Annotated in this window: 16 protein-coding genes; 12 read left to right on the top strand and 4 right to left on the bottom strand. The window is 63.3% G+C overall.

What is annotated here, in order from left to right:
- Positions 1 to 15 precede the first annotated feature (15 nt).
- From G3T36_RS03690 to G3T36_RS03675, 4 genes are read left to right on the top strand one after another with little or no spacing between them, the layout of a single operon-like run.
- Entirely contained in the window at positions 16 to 414 is a 399-nt protein-coding gene (locus G3T36_RS03690) for a Rid family hydrolase (RefSeq protein ID WP_163288043.1), read from the top strand.
- Entirely contained in the window at positions 411 to 1,337 is a 927-nt protein-coding gene (locus tag G3T36_RS03685) for a dihydrodipicolinate synthase family protein (protein ID WP_163288042.1), read from the top strand. Before G3T36_RS03690 ends, G3T36_RS03685 begins: the two co-directional genes overlap by 4 nt.
- The gene (locus G3T36_RS03680; protein ID WP_163288041.1) at positions 1,334 to 2,974 is read left to right on the top strand and encodes an N-acyl-D-amino-acid deacylase family protein; all 1,641 of its coding nucleotides are present in this window, start codon (positions 1,334 to 1,336) and stop codon (positions 2,972 to 2,974) included. Before G3T36_RS03685 ends, G3T36_RS03680 begins: the two co-directional genes overlap by 4 nt.
- Positions 2,974 to 4,269, top strand: coding sequence for an aspartate aminotransferase family protein (locus G3T36_RS03675; protein ID WP_163288040.1), 1,296 nt, complete (start codon positions 2,974 to 2,976; stop codon positions 4,267 to 4,269). Before G3T36_RS03680 ends, G3T36_RS03675 begins: the two co-directional genes overlap by 1 nt.
- Here the strand turns inward: G3T36_RS03675 and G3T36_RS20090 are convergent.
- A complete protein-coding gene (locus G3T36_RS20090; protein WP_338031451.1) occupies positions 4,243 to 4,476 on the bottom strand; it encodes a hypothetical protein in 234 nt (77 codons plus the stop codon). The two genes, G3T36_RS03675 and G3T36_RS20090, sit on opposite strands and share 27 nt — an antisense overlap.
- Before the next feature lie 133 nt (positions 4,477 to 4,609).
- Positions 4,610 to 5,134: a Gfo/Idh/MocA family protein gene (locus G3T36_RS20085; RefSeq protein WP_338031450.1), complete on the bottom strand. Its 525-nt coding sequence runs from the start codon at positions 5,132 to 5,134 to the stop codon at positions 4,610 to 4,612.
- Between G3T36_RS20085 and G3T36_RS03665 the strand changes: the two genes are divergently transcribed.
- The 7 genes from G3T36_RS03665 (at position 5,127) to G3T36_RS03635 (ending at position 13,329) form a co-directional block, all read left to right on the top strand.
- Entirely contained in the window at positions 5,127 to 5,393 is a 267-nt protein-coding gene (locus G3T36_RS03665; protein WP_338031449.1) for an NAD(P)-dependent oxidoreductase, read from the top strand. The genes G3T36_RS20085 and G3T36_RS03665 overlap by 8 nt on opposite strands.
- A 108-nt stretch (positions 5,394 to 5,501) precedes the next feature.
- On the top strand, positions 5,502 to 6,539 hold the full coding sequence (locus G3T36_RS03660) for a LacI family DNA-binding transcriptional regulator (RefSeq protein ID WP_163288039.1): 1,038 nt from the start codon (positions 5,502 to 5,504) through the stop codon (positions 6,537 to 6,539).
- Between the two features lie 291 nt (positions 6,540 to 6,830).
- Positions 6,831 to 8,063 carry an ABC transporter substrate-binding protein gene (locus tag G3T36_RS03655; protein WP_338031448.1) on the top strand — a complete coding sequence of 411 codons (1,233 nt, stop codon included), beginning with the start codon at positions 6,831 to 6,833 and terminating at the stop codon, positions 8,061 to 8,063.
- 86 nt (positions 8,064 to 8,149) lie between these two features.
- Positions 8,150 to 9,091, top strand: a complete 942-nt coding sequence (locus G3T36_RS03650) for a carbohydrate ABC transporter permease (RefSeq protein ID WP_420811037.1) — start codon at positions 8,150 to 8,152, stop codon at positions 9,089 to 9,091.
- Entirely contained in the window at positions 9,091 to 10,011 is a 921-nt protein-coding gene (locus G3T36_RS03645; RefSeq protein WP_163288036.1) for a carbohydrate ABC transporter permease, read from the top strand. Before G3T36_RS03650 ends, G3T36_RS03645 begins: the two co-directional genes overlap by 1 nt.
- Positions 10,012 to 10,087: 76 nt before the next feature.
- Positions 10,088 to 12,118 carry a beta-galactosidase gene (locus tag G3T36_RS03640; RefSeq protein WP_163289053.1) on the top strand — a complete coding sequence of 677 codons (2,031 nt, stop codon included), beginning with the start codon at positions 10,088 to 10,090 and terminating at the stop codon, positions 12,116 to 12,118.
- A 2-nt stretch (positions 12,119 to 12,120) separates the two neighbouring features.
- Positions 12,121 to 13,329, top strand: coding sequence for an SGNH/GDSL hydrolase family protein (locus G3T36_RS03635; protein ID WP_163288035.1), 1,209 nt, complete (start codon positions 12,121 to 12,123; stop codon positions 13,327 to 13,329).
- A 13-nt stretch (positions 13,330 to 13,342) separates the two neighbouring features.
- On the opposite strand, the gene G3T36_RS03630 is transcribed toward G3T36_RS03635, so the two are convergent.
- Positions 13,343 to 14,431 carry a Gfo/Idh/MocA family protein gene (locus G3T36_RS03630; RefSeq protein WP_163288034.1) on the bottom strand — a complete coding sequence of 363 codons (1,089 nt, stop codon included), beginning with the start codon at positions 14,429 to 14,431 and terminating at the stop codon, positions 13,343 to 13,345.
- Positions 14,432 to 14,539: 108 nt separating this feature from the next.
- Here G3T36_RS03630 and G3T36_RS03625 point away from each other — a divergent pair, with 108 nt between their 5' ends.
- Positions 14,540 to 16,654, top strand: a complete 2,115-nt coding sequence (locus tag G3T36_RS03625) for a beta-galactosidase (RefSeq protein WP_163288033.1) — start codon at positions 14,540 to 14,542, stop codon at positions 16,652 to 16,654.
- Between the two features lie 414 nt (positions 16,655 to 17,068).
- Here G3T36_RS03625 and G3T36_RS03620 read toward each other — a convergent pair whose 3' ends face one another.
- A complete protein-coding gene (locus tag G3T36_RS03620; RefSeq protein WP_163288032.1) occupies positions 17,069 to 18,049 on the bottom strand; it encodes an alpha/beta hydrolase in 981 nt (326 codons plus the stop codon).
- Between the last annotated feature and the right edge of the window lie 131 nt (positions 18,050 to 18,180).

Below are 18,180 nucleotides of genomic sequence, written 5' to 3'. Positions count from 1 at the left end.
AAACAAGGAGAACGAGTGAGAACCGAAGTCCGAACAAATGACGCCGCAGCCCCGGGCGGAACCTATTCCCAGGCAATCCTGGCAGGTGAGTTCCTCTATGTATCAGGGCAGGGACCGTTCGACGCGAACGGTGAGATCGTCGGCGCCACCTTCGAGGAGCAGGCCAAAGCCACCCTGGCGAACATCAGCGCGATCGCCACGGCGGCCGGTGGCCGGATCGAGGATGCTGTGAAGATCGGGGCCTACCTCCGCGACCAGAGCGACTTTCCTGTCTGGGACGCCGTCTGCGCTCAAACCTTCGCCCGGCCCTTTCCCGCCCGCACCACGATCGAATGCAACCTGATCGGCTTCGACATCGAGATCGACGCGGTCATCTGGGTGCCGAAAGCCACTTCTGAAGGAATTGATCGATGAGTCGACTCTCCGGCGTACTGCCCGTTATCTCCACACCTTTCACCGAGACACTCGACCTCGACAGGAACGGTCTCGACCGGGAGCTCGACTGGCTGCTTCTGAACGGGGCAGACGGCGTCGTGGTGGCCATGGTCTCCGAACTGCCGCGGTTGACACCCGTGGAGCGCCAGGAGCTCGGCGAAGCGGTCATCGACCGTATCGCAGGCCGCGCTCACACTGTGTTGTCGGTCGGCGCCGAATCGACTGATCAGGCTGTGCGCTACACCCGCCACGCTGTGCGGAGCGGCGTGAGTGCGGTCATGGCCAATCCGCCGCTCACGGTCTCGGTCGGAACTGATCAACTGAGGGCCTATTTCCGGTCGATCATCGATGCGGCCGAGCACTTGCCGGTCGTGATCCAGGACGCGAGCGGTTACATCGGAACCCCGATCGGCCTCGACCTACTCGCCCAGCTCTTCGATGAGTACGGACCTGAGCGGGTGATGTTCAAGCCTGAGGCGCAGCCGCTCGGGCCCCGGCTGTCGAAACTCCTCGAGATCACGGGAGGCGAGGCGAAAGTCTTCGAAGGCAGCGGCGGAGTCGCGCTCCTGGAGAGCTTTCGACGCGGAATCGTCGGCACGATGCCCGGCGCCGACCTGATCTGGGCGATCTCGGCGTTGTGGCGTGCGCTCAGCGATGGAGATTTCGCGAGGGCATACGACGTGACCGCCGCGCTGGTGCCTCTCCTGTCGTCGCTGAGCAGCCTCGACTCCTACGTGGCTGTCGAAAAGTACCTCTTGGTGAAGCAGGGGGTCATCGACGGCGAATACCGTCGACAGCCCACCGACTTCGACTTCGACGAAATCGCGCGCGCGGAGACGGATGAGCTCTTCGATCGGCTCACGGCAATCGCCGGCGGTCCGAGAATTCTGCAGGAGCGATGAACGCGATCGTCCTCAGCGGCGGCCTTATCGTCGACGGGAGCGGGGGGCCGCAATTCGCCGGTGATGTCGTTATCCGCGGCGACAGTATCGAATCGATCGAAGCGGTCGGATATCAGGCGCAGCCGGACGATCACGTGATCGACTGCCGTGGACTGGTTGTCATGCCGGGATTCATCGACGCCCACAGTCATGCCGATGGCGCAGTCTTCGACGACCGTGTCGCGCTGGGATTGCTTCGCGAGGGCGTGACCACGGTGATCGTCGGCCAGGACGGCGTCTCGTACGCACCGGGCGACGGCGGGTATGCCTCCGACTATTTCGGGGCGCTTAACGGCCCGCACCCCAGCTATCGAGGTTCCCGGGTATCCGACTTGCTCGCTACCTACGACGACGCGTCCCCCGTCAACGTCGGTTACCTCGTGCCGCACGGAACCGTGCGGCACGAGGTCATGGGCATGGAGGATCGTCGGGCTACGCCGGCCGAGCTCGCGAGAATGGCCGACCTGGTGGCTGAAGGGCTGGAGGACGGCGCGCTCGGGTTCTCGACCGGCCTCGACTACGTTCCTGGACTGTTCGCGGATGCCGTGGAACTCGGCCGATTGACCGTTCCGGTGGCAGCCGCCGACGCCCTCTACGTGACGCACATGCGGGGCGGGTATGAGAAGAATGCGCATGTCGGCTTCGACGAGATCCGCGAGATCATCGCCGTGAGCAAGGCAAGCGTGCACGTGTCGCATTTCCACGGCCCCCAGGACGTGGTGCTGTCGCTCGTCGACGCAGCGCTCCGGGACGGGATCGACCTGAGCTTCGACAGCTATCCCTACCTGAGGGGGAGTTCGCTTCTGGCCATGCCGATACTTCCGGCCGAGGTGATGGGCCAGGGGAAGGCGCATGCCGTCGCAGTGCTCTCGGACCCGGTCAACCGGACGCAGGTCGCGGAGGTGCAGCGCGGAGCAATCGCTGCGAGGGCGGACATGGGACCGCTCTGGGCCGAGCACACCGTGCTCTCGTACGTCGGCAGCCCGGAAGGGGCATGGGCAGAGGGCCTGACGGTCCGCGAGGCCGCGACTCGCGTCGGCCAGGATCCGATGGAGTTCTGCCTGGAACTCCTGGCCACGACCGAGCTGGCGGTGGTCGCGATCTTCGAATTCCCGAACGAGCGGCCCGTCGAACAGCTGGCCGCCGTCATCCGTCACGATGCGCACATGGTGGGCTCCGACGGAATCTACATGGGGTCGCGCCCGCATCCGCGTGGCTGGGGTGCCTTCGCCAAGACTCTCGCCACGTTCACGCGGGAGCGCCGCGACCTGACCTGGCCCGCCGCGAGTCAGCACGTGTCCGCCAACGCTGCCGCCCGGTACGGGCTCGGCGACCGGGGCCGGCTGCAGCCCGGCGCCAAGGCCGACATCGCTCTCGTGGATCCCGGCACCGTTCAGGACCTGGCGGACTACGACAATTCCACGGCGCTCGCCGTCGGCATCGACACCGTCCTCGTGAATGGTGTCGTCGTTCTGCGCGACGGTCAGCTCACAGGTGCGAAGTCCGGGCGCGGGCTCCGACGATCCGCGCCTGTGCAGCCGGTTCTCGCCGGAGCCGGCGACCGAACAGCCGGCGACCGAACAGAAAGTGGTGCCTGATGTTGGTGACAGAGTGGCCGAAGTCGATGGAGGCCTGGACCCGCACGAAGCGGTCCCTCGCCGGCGGGGTGTCGACGGGACTGAGGGCCCAGGCTCGACCGCATCCGATCTTCTTCAGCGGAGGCGCGGGCGCGCGCCTGACAGATCTCGATGGCAACACCTACCTGGATTACGTGCTCGGCTGGGGACCCAACATCATCGGTCACGGCCATCCGCAACTGGTCGCGGCCGTGCAGGGGCAGATCGAGCACGGCGCGACCTACGGCTCCGGACACGAGTTCGAATACCTCGCTGCTGAGGCCGTTCTCGACGCGTATCCCGCCTTCGACAGGCTCGTCTGGTCCAACTCTGGTTCAGAAGCAGCCCAGGTCGCCCTGCGAATCGCGCGCGGGGCAACCGGAAGACAGCACTTCGTCAAGTTCAGCGGTCACTACCACGGCTGGACAGATCCGGTGCTGGTCGGCTACCGGGGCGGCCGCGCGGGAAGCTCCTCGGCGGCCGAGTCGCTCGGGCAGTCCGAGAACGCCAGCCGGGATGCAGTCGTGCTGGAATGGGGCAATCTCGACGACCTGAGGGCAACGCTCACAGGGCGGGACATCGCAGCGGTCGTCCTCGAGCCTGTGCTCTGCAACTCCGGTGTCATCGAGCCGCCTGACGGCTATCTCGAAGGTGTGCGCGAGATCTGCACCGAGACAGGCACCGTCCTCATTTTCGACGAGGTGATCACGGGCTTCCGCCTCGCCTTCGGCGGAGCGGTTGAGAAATATGGTGTCGTGCCCGACCTCGCTGTGCTCGGAAAGGCGATCGCCGGCGGCCTCCCGTTGTCCGCGGTCGTCGGCAAGTCGGAGTTGCTCGACCTGACCCAGGCCGGAGTCGTCCATGCAGGAACGTACAACGGGAATCCTGTCGTTCTGGCGGGCGCCCTTGCGACACTCGACGTTCTGAAACGCGAAGGTACGTATGAGCGGCTGGATGCCCTCGGGCGGCGGCTGGCATCCGGACTCGGAGACCAGCTCACGCGGCACGGCGTCGTGGGCGCGGTCAACCAGGTCGGTCCGGTCGTCCAGTGTGCTCTCGGGGTGCCCGCAGTCCGCACGTTCACGGAATTCATGGGGGCCGACACGAAGGCTTACGACCTGCTGCTCGTCGAGCTTCTGCGCCGCGGCGTGTTCGCGCTTCCGGGTGGACGCTGGTATCTGTCGACCGAGCACACCGAGCACGACATCGACACGACGATCCGAATCTTCGGCGAAGTGGTGAGTGTGTCATCACCAGGTGTTGGGGAGGGCTCCTAGAGGTACGGGCGCGGGTCGTTCGACGCTACTTGCGAGGGAGATCACGTGGTGGTGTGTGCCCGAATTCAGGATCGCGTCCATGATCTCAAGTACGTGGAACGCGAGTTCGGCCGAGGCGCGATGGGGGCGGTTGGTCTCGATGGCCCGACCCAGGTCAGCGAGCCCGTACCCACGGCTCGCGTTCGCGTAACCTGCCGTGGGTGCCACGGTTCGCCACTCCGGCTCATCCTTCGTCCAGATCTCCACGGGGTCCGAAAAGTGATTTGGATCGGGAACGGTCAGCGTGCCCGATGAGCCATAAACCTCGATATTCGGGACCGGGACGCCCAGACGTCGAAGCTCATCGTGACGGTCGATGCGACACCGGACGCATGCTCCAGAATGGCGTTGACATGTGTGTCGACGTCAACGCCGTTGCCCCCACGGGCCGGCCGATACTCCCGCCATCAATCTGCTGTCGTGCGGTCTGTATACCGGTGCCCAGCACGGTGTCCGGCGCTGATCCGACACGCAGACCGGTCTGCTTTGACGCGGCGATGATCTCCGTCGCCTCGGCCGGGGTCACCGCCAGTGGCTTCTCGGTGTACACGTGCTTGCCCGCGTGGAGGGCTCGGATGGCGATCTCCGCGTGCGCCACCGGGATGGTGAGGTTGAGAATGGCCTGGACACGTTTGTCGTCGAGTAGCTGTGACACAGATTTGGCCTCGACCTTATGCTGGGCGGCGGCTTCCGGTGCCCGGTTTTCGTCCAGATCGGCGACCGCCACCAGCTCCAGACCGGGAACTGAGCCCAGCGATGCAAAGTACTGGGCGCTGATCTTGCCGACCCCGACGATACCGAACCTCACCCCCGGGGCGGTGTTCATCAATGTCGGCAGGGGGGCAACCGTGGACGAAACCGCTCTGCGACAGGCGCTCGACGATGGCCGACTGCGGGCGGCCTCAATCGATGTGACGAAGACGGAGCCGCTCTCGAGCGATTCGCCACTGTGGGACGCTCCGAATCTCATCATTACGCCACACGTGGCTGGTAACCGTCCAATAGGAGCACAACGCTTAGTCGCGTCCAACATCGAAGCTCTTCGGTTGGGGCAAGCGCTCATAAATCAGGTAAATCCTTCATAGGTAATGACGGATCAAACGACAACGCTCGCCGATGTCGCGCGCGATCTGCGAATCTGGACTGCGATAGTCTCTCCTCGTACACCGTGCCTAAGCTCCGGGGAGGCGATCATGGCGGTCCCGAACGGGGAGCCCGCCATCACGCGGCCCCCGACTCTCTACGATGTCGCCAAGCTGGCGAACGTCTCGCACCAGACGGTTTCTCGGTTGGTGAAGGGGCAGACGAACATCCGGCCTGAGATTCGTGCGCGCGTGGAGTCCGCGATCCTCGAGCTCAACTACCGCCCCAACATGGCGGCGCGCTCGTTGGCGACGAGCCGATCTCATCGAATCGGCGCCCTCGTCTACGAGATCGCGGAAGTCGGACCGAGCAAGATCATGCAGGGTGCGAGCGTCGGTGCGCGGGAGGCCGGGTACCTCCTCGATATCGCGAACCTCGATCCGAACGACGATCACGCCATCGAACAGTCGATTTCATTGATCAACCAGAATGACCTGGCCGGCGTGATGGTCTTCGCCCCGACGGATCGCGTCGTCGCAGCGATCGAAAAAGTTGCGTTCTCGGTACCGGTGCTCGTCGAGTCTGAAGCACGCAGGCCCTCGGGGTCACCGGGACCGACACCCAACGAGATGGCGATGACCGTGCTGGTCGAGCATTTGATATCGCTCGGACACCGTCGCTTCTTTCAGATCGCTGGGCCGAGCGATTGGGTTGTCGCGCGCGGCAGGGCACACGCGTTAGAGGCCGCGCTGCGCGCTCGCGGGCTTGACCTTGTGGGCGTGGCGGAGGGCGACTGGACGTCGCAATCGGGGTATGACGCGGCGATGGCGATGCCTTTGGATCGCGGGATAACGGCACTCGTGGCTTCGAACGACCAGACCGCCCTTGGCGCTCTCGCCGCACTGGCAGATCGTTCAGTCCGGGTGCCCGACGATGTGAGCGTGGTCGGCTTCGACGACATCCCTGAGTCTCGGTTCTTTCGTCCGTCGCTCACCACGGTGCGACTGGATTTTGAAACACAAGGACGCATCGCAATCGGCAATCTGCTCCAGATGATCACGGGGAACGACATTGATGTGACCCATACGCTCCTCGAGCCGGAACTGCTGATCCGCGCGTCATCCGGACCCGCTCCAAGCGTTAGATAACAAAAAGATAACGAAGATCAATCTTGTGTAGTCGCTCTCTTGTTAGCGCTAACTCAAATTACTAGAGTCAACTTCACGCTCTCACGCACCGCTTTCGATCGAGTTCCGAATTCGACGGAAGCGGTTGACGAGCGAGCGTTCCCGCATCCGTCGTGTGACCGACACAGAAGGAATCGACACATGCCAAAAAATGCACGAAGAAGAGCATTTGCACTGGGATCTGGTTTGCTGGCAGCAGCATTGCTGCTGTCAGGCTGCTCCGTCGGAGCCAATGCCACGACCGCCGGTTCTGTGTCTCAGTCAGAGATCGACAAGGCTCTTAAGACGCCGACGACACTCACATTCTGGAGCTGGCTGCCTGACATCCAGAAGAACATCGACCTGTTCGAGAAGCAGTATCCGGCGATCAAGGTGAACGTCGAGAACGTCGGCAACGGGCCGGCTGAGTTCACGAAGATCAGAACCGCGTTGAAGGCAGGCAAAGGCGCTCCTGACGTCGTCCAATTGTCGACATCATTCGTCTCGTCGTTCGTCGCGACGAACAGTCTCCTCGATCTGGCTCCCTATGGCGCGGACAAGCTCAAGGGCGACTATCTGCCCGGCATGTGGAGCCAGATCGTGAGCGGGCAGCAGATCTTCGCGATCCCGCAGGACTGGGGCCCGGTGGGGACGCTGTACCGGAACGACATCCTGGCGAAGGCCGGAATCTCTGGATTCCCCACGACGTGGGACGAATACGCTACCGACGCGGCAGCCGTCAAAGCCAAGACCGGCTCGTACATCACCAACTTTGCGCCGGACCCTGAGATCCAGGTGATCCCAGTGCTCGAGCAGGCCGGAGTCCAGCCGTTCTCGTATGACGGAAAGAAGACCGTGACGGTCGACGTCAACAGCGACAAGGCCAAGCAGGCGCTGTCGTACTGGCAGAAGCTCATCCAGTCCAACCTCGTCTCGGTCGACCCCGACTTCACCGACCAGTGGTATCAGGGACTCGCCAGTGGCAGGTACGCGAGCTGGATGGCCGCCGCGTGGGGCCCGCTCTTCCTTCAGGGGACGGCAAAAGACACCTCAGGCAAGTGGCGCGCAGCCGAGCTGCCGAAGTGGTCGGATGCCACACCGTCGGTGGACGCCGGCGGATCGTCGAACGCGGTGCTGAAGACGACGAAGAACCCGATCGCCGCTGCTGAGTTCGCGAAATGGATCAACAACGACAAGTCGTCGACGCTCGTGTTCGCAACGCAGGAGTCCCTGTTCCCCACCGCGAAGAATGTCCTCACCGATCCGCAATTCGTTGAGCAGAAGTCCGCATTCTTCGGCGGACAGCAGGTGAACAAGCTCTTCGGGCAGATCTCGCAGACGATCGGTGTGGACCAGCACCTGCCGTACATGGACTTCGTCGACTCCAGCTTCAATGACACGCTCGGCAAGGCGATAGCCGCCAAGGGAGACCTCTCCGCAGGTCTCGACGCCTGGCAGAAGGCTCTCGTGGACTACGGCAAGCAGCAGGGCTTCACCGTCAAGTAGAAGCCACCTTCAGCTAGTCACTGTCGACGGTGGGCGACGTGTCGTCGCCCACCGTCGACGACGAAGGGATTGAGAATCGGATGAGTTTGACATCCATTGCCGCGCCTCGGAGAGGTCGCCCGGCACAGCGTAAACGGGCACGGAAGCCCAGTACGACCAAGCGCAAGCAGCACATCGCTGCTTATCTGCTCGTGGCACCCTTCGTCGTGATCTTCATTACCATGCTGGTGGTTCCGCTGGCGTACGCAGGTTACCTGAGCTTCTTCCAGACGCGGCTCGTGGGCGGAACCAGTTTCGTCGGGGTCGACAATTTCGTCAGCGTCTTCGCCGACCCGAACTTCCTGGCGGGGCTCGGAAGGGTGGCATGGTTCCTGGTCGTCCAGGTCCCGATCATGCTGGGCGTCGCACTCTTCTTCGCACTTGCACTCGACAGTGGGCGAGTGCGAGGCAGCAAGGCGCTCCGACTGCTGATCTTCATCCCATATGCCGTACCGAGCGTGGTTGCCACTCTCATGTGGGGCTACCTTTACGGGCCGGACTTCGGCCCGATCGCCCAGGTCTTCCACGCGCTCGGCTTGAGCGCTCCCCAACTGCTGTCGCAGGACAATGCGCTCGGTTCGATCATGAACATCGTGACCTGGGAGTACATCGGATACAACATGATCGTCATGTATGCAGCGCTCCGGTCAGTGCCTACAGAACTCTACGAAGCGGCCGAGATCGACGGAGCGGGCGCCGTCCGAATCGCCTGGAGCATCAAGGTCCCGGCGATCCGACCGGCGCTGCTGTTGACCATCATCTTCTCGATCATCGGTTCATTTCAGCTCTTCAACGAGCCGAGCCTGTTGCACAACATCGCACCGGATGCCATCAACTCCTCGTACACGCCGAACTACTACGCGTACAACGTCGCGTTCGTCAATCAGAACACCAACTATGCGGCGGCGATCGCGTTCGTTCTCGGCTTCGTGATCATGGTGATCTCGTATGTCGTTCAGCTGTCGACCCGGAAGAGGGAGGCACTGTGATGGCCACCATCATCAACGAGCCCGAAGTCCGCGCCGAGGCCAGGCCGAAGCGCTCACAGAAACACTTCGACCCGGAGAAGCGGCGCAACTCGCCGCTGTCGGTGGTCATGTGGATCTGCGGACTCTATTTCGTGGTCCCGCTCCTGTGGCTGGTGGCCGCCTCAACCAAGGACAACTCGGACTTGTTCGCTACGTTCGGACTCTGGTTCGGCCACCGATTCAGCCTCATCGACAATCTGGCGGCGCTCTTCACTTCTCAGAACGGCGTCTACATCCACTGGCTGATCAACACGATCGTCTACGCAGGGGTGAGCGCTATCGGGGCGTCCCTCTTCGCGACGATGGCCGGGTACGCGTTCGCGAAATACGACTTTCCGGGCGAGAAGCTCCTGTTCAGCGTGACGCTCGGAGCCGTCATGATTCCGCTCACCGCGCTCGCCATTCCCACCTACCTGTTGTTCAGCAGCGCAGGCATCACCAATACGCCCTGGGCCGTGATCCTGCCATCGCTCGTCAGTCCGTTCGGCGTGTTCCTCATGCGGGTGTACGCCGCTGACGCCATACCCGATTCGCTCATCGAGGCTGCTCGAGTCGACGGTGCAGGCGAACTCCGGATCTTCTGGCAGATCGGGTTTCGGCTTCTGGGACCCGGGATCATCACCGTGTTCCTCTTCTCACTGGTCGCAACCTGGAACAACTACTTCCTCCCGTTGATCATGCTGAACTCGTCCGACCTGTATCCCTTGACGGTCGGGCTCGCCCAGCTCCAGGCCGCCAGCGCCGCCGGCGGAGGGGCGAAGGTCCTGTTCTCCACGGTGATCACCGGATCTCTGGTCTCGGTGGTCCCCCTGATCATCGCCTTCCTCTTCTTGCAGAGGTACTGGCGCACAGGGCTGGTCACAGGCGGCGTCAAAGGATGACGTTGCGGCAGCGCACGCACGAACACGTAAACGAACATCACGAAACGGACAGACACATGATTGAGAGGCCACATTGGTGATTTGGTTCGGCGGGGACTACAACCCCGAACAATGGGAGCCCGCCACCTGGGGTGACGATGTCCGGCTCATGAAAGAGGGCGGCATCAACCTGGCCACTGTGGGCGTCTTCGCATGGTCTCGAATCGAGCCGCGAGACGGCGAATTCGACTTCGAATGGCTGGATGAGGTGATCGCCGCACTCACGGATGCCGGCATCGCGATCGACCTCGCCACGGCAACAGCTTCACCGCCGCCCTGGCTCACGCACGCGCATCCGGAAATGCTGCCGGTGACGGAGGATGGCGTGCGTTTGCATCCGGGCAGCCGCCAGCACTATTGCCCCAGTTCGCCGATCTATCGCCGCTATGCTGCGCGCCTGGTGACTGCCATCGCACGACGCTACGGCGACCACCCGGGCCTTCGCCTCTGGCACGTCAACAATGAATACGGCTGCCATGTGGGCCGGTGCTATTGCGATGTGTCGGCTCAGGCCTTCAGGGAATGGCTGACAAAGAAGTACGGCACCATCGAACGACTCAATGAAGCGTGGGGAACCACCTTCTGGTCCCAGATCTACGGCAGCTTCGAGGAGATCTATCCGCCGCGCTCCGCGCCGACTTTCCGTAACCCCGCGCAGCTCCTGGACTTCGACCGGTTCAGTTCGAATGAACTCCTCGAGTGCTTCCGAGTCGAAGTCGCAATCCTTCGCGAAATCTGCCCAGGAGTCCCCGTGACCACCAACTTCCTCGGCTTCACCAAGCTGGTGAGCTACTGGGATTGGGCCTCCGAAGTCGACATCGTCTCCTACGACAGCTATCCCGAGCCGGACAGCCCTGACTCCCCGGCGCGCGCAGCAATGAGCCACGACCTCATGCGGTCGCTCGGAGGCGGGCAGCCCTGGCTGCTCATGGAGCAGGCGGCTAGCGCCGTGAGCTGGGGCCACCCCAACCGGCCGAAATCGCCTGGACAGATGCGTGCCTGGTCGTATCAGGCCCTTGCCCACGGAGCAGACGGCATCCTCTACTTCCAATGGAGGCAATCCGTTTTCGGCGCCGAGAGGTTCCTTACCGGGATGCTTCCCCACTCTGGCGACACGTCGCGGGTGTGGGCCGAGGTAAGTCAGCTCGGCGGCGAGCTCGCAGCGCTGGAACGAGTGCAAGGCACCCGGGTCCACGCAGACGTCGCCATCGTCGTCGACTGGGACAGCTGGTGGGCCATCGAGCAGGAAGCCCTGCCCGCTCAACTGTCGTACTCCGATGGGATCTTCTCGTGGTACCGAGAGCTGTTCGAACTCAACGTCAGTGTCGACTTCGTGCGGTCGGACCAGGATCTGTCCGCCTACCGGCTCGTGGTGGTGCCCAGCCTTTTCGTCCTAACCGAAACAGCTGCCGCGACCTTCGATTCGTATGTCCAGGGCGGCGGACATCTCTTCGTCACCTATCAGACCGGGATCGTCGACGAATCGACCCGGATAGCTCCGGGCGGATATTTGGGAGCGCTGCAGAACACTCTCGGTGTCTCCATCGAAGAATTCGCCCCGCTCGTCCCGTCCGGCACGCGAGGCGAAGGGGATGGCCCACGATTGGGACTGACGGGCCCGATTACAGGGCCGGCCGACGCGGAGTTGTGGAGTGAGTACGTCCACACGCACGGAGCCGAAGTGCAGGCAAGCTTTTCGGGAGGTTCACTCGCCGGATGGCCCGCCTTGACACGGAACGAGACCGGCCGGGGTGTCGCCTGGTACGCCGCTACGCTTCCGGAGCGAAGTGCGCGCGCAGCGCTCCTCGAGCACCTGCTCGAGGAAGCCGGCATCCCAGCGAATCGAGCCGTGCCGGGCCTTGAGGTTGTCACGAGGGGCGACGTGGTCATTTCAATCAACCACGGGGGAGGCGACGTTCACACGTCATCCTCTGGCACAGACCTGCTTTCCGGTGAACCGGTGGCGGGCGTCGCATTGCCGCCGTTCGGGGTCTCGATCGTTGTGCCCGACGATTCGCCGGCGGCCCAAGCGGATGAGCTCGAACCTGCGTTGACAGGAAGGAACTGACCGTGGGTTCGACAGCCGCAGAGGTCGCCTTCTTCACCGATGCCACTCTTGAACGGGCAGAGATAGACCGGTTTCTCGATCCGCAGGCGCCATCATGGGCGCAATTCGATTCCGCCCTCGGGTACCTTCCCCACGATTCACTGGTACCCGACAACATCGATGGTGCCCTGAGTGAGTATCGCTATGGCGAGTTCGGCGAACGGTTGCAGGTCAACCATGCTGACCGTCCGACGCGAATCAATACCTATGGCGACAGTTTCACGCAATGCCACCAGGTCAGCGACGGCGAAACCTGGCAGGAGGTCCTGGCCGCCCACATCGGAGAACCCATCCGCAACTTCGGTGTGGGGGGATTCGGGGTCTATCAAGCGGTCGAGCGGATGAGGCGGGCTGAAGCATCCGCGGCGGCTGCACCGTATATCGTCCTCAACATCTACCTTGACGATCACTACCGCAACGTGGATGCCTACCGGTTGCTCAGACTCGGCCGCTGGTGGCGCGACTACGACCGGTCATTGACGACGAGCATGTTTCACGCGAATCCATGGCGACACGTCCGGATCGATCCGGCGACGGCGGCACTCGTCCCGCAGGAGAACATCTGCCCGACTCCGGACTCTTTGTACAACCTGTGCGATACGGATTTCCTGATCGACGCCTTCGGACACGATTTCGTGGCGCAGAAGCTGATCGCCGACCAATCCGGTGATTACCGCTATCTCGCCGAGCATGAGGATCTCGCGCGCGCTCTCAGCATCGATTTCAGACCTGATACGGCGCCCAGGGAGACCGCCCATGCCCTGTGGGAGGGGGCGGCGTTCAGGGCCACGGAATTGATCCTGGCTTCGCTGAAGGGCGAGCTGCAAGCAGCCGGCAAGCGCCTTCTCGTCGCTCTCACCTATCCTGCCGAGGAGGTCGCGCGCTACATATCCACGGGTGTTCGGACGGATCAATCGTTCGTCGAAGCGCTCACGCAGTTGGGCATACCGGTCATCGACGCGCTCCAGCTTCACGCCGACGACTATCGCGACTTCGCTCTTTCTCCGGATGCGTATACGGATCGCTTCTGGGCTGGTCACTACACCCCCCTCGGCAACGCTCATTTCGCGTTCATGATCAAACGGCGGCTGGTCGAGTGGGTGGATCCTGCACCGCCGGCCTATGACGAAGAACAGGCGTCGTTCGCCAGGCAGGCGGGCAGGCTCGCGTAGCGCCTTTACGAGATCAGGAGAAGGCACTTCCTTCGCGGTGCCAGGGCTGCGGCGTCGTGAGGACCGGCTTGCCGGTCCTCACGGCCTCATGCATCAGAAGGCCGAGATAGTGGTCGTGGCAGGCGTCGCCCAGTCCGTAGAACGGCGCGCCGCCTGCAGCGTAGTCGGCCATCTTGTGGAGGACAGTGCCGATTGCTATCTCGTCGTCGGACAGCCGACCCGGTGCGAGCGTATTGCGGTAGACGAATTCGCCGCCGAGGGTCAATCCGCGAAGAAACCGGCCCTCCAGGTCTCCGTCGACGCCGGTCTCACTCCGCGTGATCGTCTCGATCACGGGCTCCTCGGGACCGGCCAGATGCCGCACGGTGTCGTCGATGATCTCACCCCTGACCCCGCGGACGGAGAGGTGGCGCGAGCGCAGCGGCGAGAAGTACTGCTCGTCGCTGAAGTCATAGTCGATCACGGCGCCGCCGTCGAATCGCATCCGCGCGGTCACGCGAGCCGTCGTCTTCGGTGTTGTCTCATCCGACCACCCATCGAAGCCCAGCGTGGCCACGACCTCGTCGACGAGGGACGTGGCAGTGATCTCGGCTTCCCTGAACCCGAGATCGAGGATGGCCCTGCCGAGACTCATGGCGTGATAGTCGTGCGCCGTCGAGAGGCGGGCGTGGAGTGGCTTGCCGATCAAGCCGCTGCGGGCGATGGCGAGTCGGGCTGCGTGGTGCGGCTGGAACCGGTACTGTTCCGCGACCTGGACCGCGGCTGTTCCGAGTGAGGAGTAGAGGGACACGAGCCCGGCAAGGTCGGCAGCCGGCGGGGTCTCGCTCAGCACCGGGATCCCCGCGGATACCGCGCGCTGGATGAACTCGGGGGCTGCGTCGCGGCTGACGCAGACGATGACATAGTCGAGCGCACGTGCGAAGAATTCCTCCGCATCCGTGGTCGCATCCACTCCCCATCGCCGGGTGAGGTCCTCGGCGCTCTTGTCGCTGCGCACGAGCGCCGACGTGATGCCCAGGGTCGATGAGCTGGCTGCGGCGGTGAAGTACGCCCGCGTGCGCTGGCCGCCGCCGATGATGCCGATTCGTACCGGTCGATCCATGCGTGCTTCCCTTCGTGGCGCGCCATAGTTGCGCCGAAAACGTAGCTCCCGTAAAGTCGCTGAGCAGCGAGTTACCGCTAACTTTGCCACAAAAGGAGCACATCTGCGATGAAGGCAACCCCGATCCCGTTCGAACCCGCCGGCATCCGCTTCGGAGCCGCCTACTATGCCGAATACCAGTTGTCCGATCGCACAGAGGTCGACCTCGACCTCATGGCCGAGGCCGGGTTCACGGTCATCCGGGTCGGCGAATCGGTCTGGTCCACCTGGGAGCCGGCCGACGGTGAATTCAGTCTCGACTGGCTGCAGCCTGTGCTCGACGGTGCGCACGCGCGAGGAATCGGTGTGATCCTCGGCACGCCGACCTACGCCGTTCCGCCGTGGCTCCAGAAGAGCTACCCGGAAATCGCTGCGGAAAGCGCGACCGGAAGGCGCGTTCCCTGGGGTGCGCGACAGGAGGTCGACTTCTCACACCCGGCGTTCCTGTTCCACGCGGAACGGATCATTCGCGCCGTGGTGTCCCGCTACGCCGACCATCCAGCTGTGATCGGGTACCAGGTCGACAACGAACCCGGTCTCCACCTCATACACAACCGCGGATCGTTCGACCGCTTCATCACCCGTCTCAAGGGCACGTACGGCGACGTCGAGACCCTCAACCGAGAGTGGGGTCTCACCTACTGGTCGCACCGCATCGGAGACTGGTCCGAACTCTGGCGCCCCGACGGCAACACCCTTCCCCAGTACGACCTGGCCTGGCGGCGTTACCAGGCATCGCTCACCACCGAGTTCATCGAGTGGCAGGCGTCGATCGTTCGCCAGTACAGCCGATCCGACCAGTTCGTCACCACCTGCATCGCCTACCCGCGCCCGGCGCTCGACGATGGAACGCTCGCTGCTGGTCTCGATATCACCGCCGGCAACGTGTACTACGGAACGCAAGACCACCTCGCCCGCGGCACGGAACTCGCGCCGATCCAGCCGTGGACCACGACAGGTGTCTGGGGACTGTTCCGCCAGGCCGACCGGATCTACTCGAGCAAGCAGTCCCGCTTCCTGGTCACGGAGACGAACGCGCAATCGGTCGGCGCCCACGATCAGAACCTTCCGCCGTATCCCGGCCAGCTGACGCAGGCGACAATGGCGCTCATCTCGCGGGGGGCCGCGATGGTCGAATACTGGCACTGGCACACCCTCCACTTCGGAACGGAGACCTACTGGGGCGGCGTTCTCCCTCACAGTCAGCGACCGGGGCGCGTGTATCGCGAGATCGCTCAAATCGGAGCCGCTCTCAAGGCCATCGGAAACAGCCTGGACGGCTACGAGCCCGACTCCGACGTCGCGCTGCTCCACTCGGTGGACAGCAAATGGGCGCTCGAATTCTCGGCCCCGCTCCACGACGCGAACAACGTGCCAGATCGTCAGTCTTACCAGCACATCTTCGATGCGTTCTACCGAGGTGTCATCGATGCCGGCGCACAGGCGCGCATCTTCCACACTGAACAGTTCGTCGCACTCGGAGCAGAGGCCGCAGCGCAGGCGCATCCTGTGCTCATCGCTCCCGCCCTCTACATCGCATCCGACGACCAGCTCGAATTCCTGAAGGATTACGCAAGCGCCGGAGGCCACCTCATCATCGGCACCCGGACCGGCTATGGCGACCATGAGGCCCGTGCGCGCAATGTGGTTGCGCCCGCCTTCCTCGATCAGGCCGCCGGCGTCTGGTACGACGAGTACTCGAATCTCAACAGCGTCGTTCGGGTGCGGCAGGGTGAGGGCGAAGGCCACGGGCTGGCGCTCAGCGAGGGGGCCGCCGCGACCGGATGGGCGGACGGGCTCGTGCCCGACGGCGCCGACATCCTGGCCGGCTACGATCACCCCGAATTCGGTCGCTTTCCGGCGATCACCTCCACGGTCTTCGGGCGGGGGCGCATCTCCTATGTCGGAACGGTGCCCAACCCGCCACTGGCGGCGGACATCGTGCGTTTCGCGGTCCCCGAGACTGTCGCCCACGCGTGGACGACGACCGCGAGCGAAGCGGTGACGTTCGCGTCCGGCACGACTCCGGATGCACGTCGCACGTGGTTCATCCACAACTGGAGCGGCCAGCCTGCGAATCTGGCGGTCCCGGTGACTGTGACGGACCGCGTCTCCGGTGAACAGCTGGGCGCCGGCACTGAACTCGTGCTCGAGCCATGGGGCAGCAGGGTTCTGGGTGAGTGAATCGTTCGCTCAAATCCTGAACCGAGCCAGCCAGAGCTCGGCGTGTCTGGTTTCAGGACGCTCCGCTACGACACCATCGACCCCGGCGGGAAAGTCTCACTCCGCTACGGCAACCGGATGCTCCACCTCGGGTCGGCCGACACCACGCCAGAACCGAGATCATCATCCTGATCCACAGCCATGAGGCGACCATCATCAGCCTCGACGGCACCGTCCTCGGCGACTACCGAATCGACCCGAAACAAAGCTACCAACCCAAAGTGAAAACGGCTGAACCCCACAAACCGGGGGTTCAGCCGTTCACAATGTCTTGAGACATCACAATGCACCCGCGAACGCGCGGTTGCACCTGGGCCCAGGGGCCGCGCCGGCCAGGGCGTAAGGGCCCGCCGTAGCGCGAACGGCGTGGGTCGATTACCCCGCCGATTCGGCGACGTTGCCTCGCAACAGACGATCAACCCAACTATTTCGCGCCGCGACCGAGGCACGGGTAACTGCGGCTTGGGGAGCGATCACTTCGAATCCGTGGAATCCGCCCGACCATACGTGCAGTTCAGCTGACCCCCCGGCTTCCCAGATACGGGACGCGTAGGAAATGACCTCATCTCGAAAAACTTCTGCACTACCCACGTCGATGTAGGTGGGAGGGAGTCCCGACAGGTCCGACGCGCGCGCAGGTGCCGCATAGATCGATACATCGTCCGATCCACAGCGGCTGCCCAGCAGGGCGTCCCAACCAACTCGGTTTGACCCGCGGTCCCACACTCCGATTCCGTCGATCTGATGTGCTGAAATCGTGAGGTCTCGGTCGTCGATCATCGGACACAGTAGAACTTGTCCGGTCAGAACGGGACCCCTGCGGTCACGGGCAAGAAGGGTGGTTCCGGCAGCGAGTCCCCCACCTGCGCTCCCGCCCATAATGAGCAACCGCTTAGAATCTATGCCTAGGTTCGCAGCGTTATCGGCAGTCCAATGCAATGCTGCGTAGCAGTCTTCAACGGGATACGGGTCAGGAAATTCGGGCGCAAGGCGATACTCAACGGTGACGACTACCGCTCCGTACGTGACAATCCAGGGTGCAACCTGTTCAAGTCCGTCGAACCGGGTACCTGTGATCATGCCTCCTCCATGAATGTTGAGGATCCCTGGCCCGAACCCAGTATGAGCTTTCGCTTTGATCACGCTCACGACGATCTGGTCACCCTGATGTCCATCGATGACTACATCGTGCCGGGTCAAGCCGGTCTCAGCCAAGAACTCGTCAGTGGACTGGCCTCCGGCGGACTCCAGTCGGAGTGCAGGGATCATCTCCGCGGTGATCGTCGGAGCAATGTGGCTTGAATCGAGCGCAGCGTGAAGCTCCCGGTCGAATTCTGGTGGTATGAACGGGGGCATAGTGTGCTCCTTCGCGACTTCGTGTCGTACTGTCTGCGCTCGCTGCAGTCTCTTTATTGAACATATCCGGGGGCTACCGGGCCCTCGACGTCCTCAATGGAAATTGCGCAACCCCCGAGCGAAGTGATCGG

This window comes from Leifsonia tongyongensis (genome assembly GCF_010686705.1).
Lineage (GTDB): Bacteria > Actinomycetota > Actinomycetes > Actinomycetales > Microbacteriaceae > Diaminobutyricibacter > Diaminobutyricibacter tongyongensis.
Note: the sequence above shows the minus strand (reverse complement) of the source record. Positions and strands in the feature narration are given on the sequence as shown.

Excerpts from the sequence above, each read along its gene's own strand:
- G3T36_RS03685 (WP_163288042.1), top strand. The coding sequence starts at position 411 with ATGAGTCGACTCTCCGGCGTACTGCCCGTTATCTCCACACCTTTCACC.
- G3T36_RS03680 (WP_163288041.1), top strand. The coding sequence starts at position 1,334 with ATGAACGCGATCGTCCTCAGCGGCGGCCTTATCGTCGACGGGAGCGGG.
- G3T36_RS03675 (WP_163288040.1), top strand. The coding sequence starts at position 2,974 with ATGTTGGTGACAGAGTGGCCGAAGTCGATGGAGGCCTGGACCCGCACG.
- G3T36_RS20085 (WP_338031450.1), bottom strand. The coding sequence starts at position 5,134 with ATGAACACCGCCCCGGGGGTGAGGTTCGGTATCGTCGGGGTCGGCAAG.
- G3T36_RS03660 (WP_163288039.1), top strand. The coding sequence starts at position 5,502 with ATGGCGGTCCCGAACGGGGAGCCCGCCATCACGCGGCCCCCGACTCTC.
- G3T36_RS03645 (WP_163288036.1), top strand. The coding sequence starts at position 9,091 with ATGGCCACCATCATCAACGAGCCCGAAGTCCGCGCCGAGGCCAGGCCG.
- G3T36_RS03630 (WP_163288034.1), bottom strand. The coding sequence starts at position 14,431 with ATGGATCGACCGGTACGAATCGGCATCATCGGCGGCGGCCAGCGCACG.
- G3T36_RS03625 (WP_163288033.1), top strand. The coding sequence starts at position 14,540 with ATGAAGGCAACCCCGATCCCGTTCGAACCCGCCGGCATCCGCTTCGGA.
- G3T36_RS03620 (WP_163288032.1), bottom strand. The coding sequence starts at position 18,049 with ATGCCCCCGTTCATACCACCAGAATTCGACCGGGAGCTTCACGCTGCG.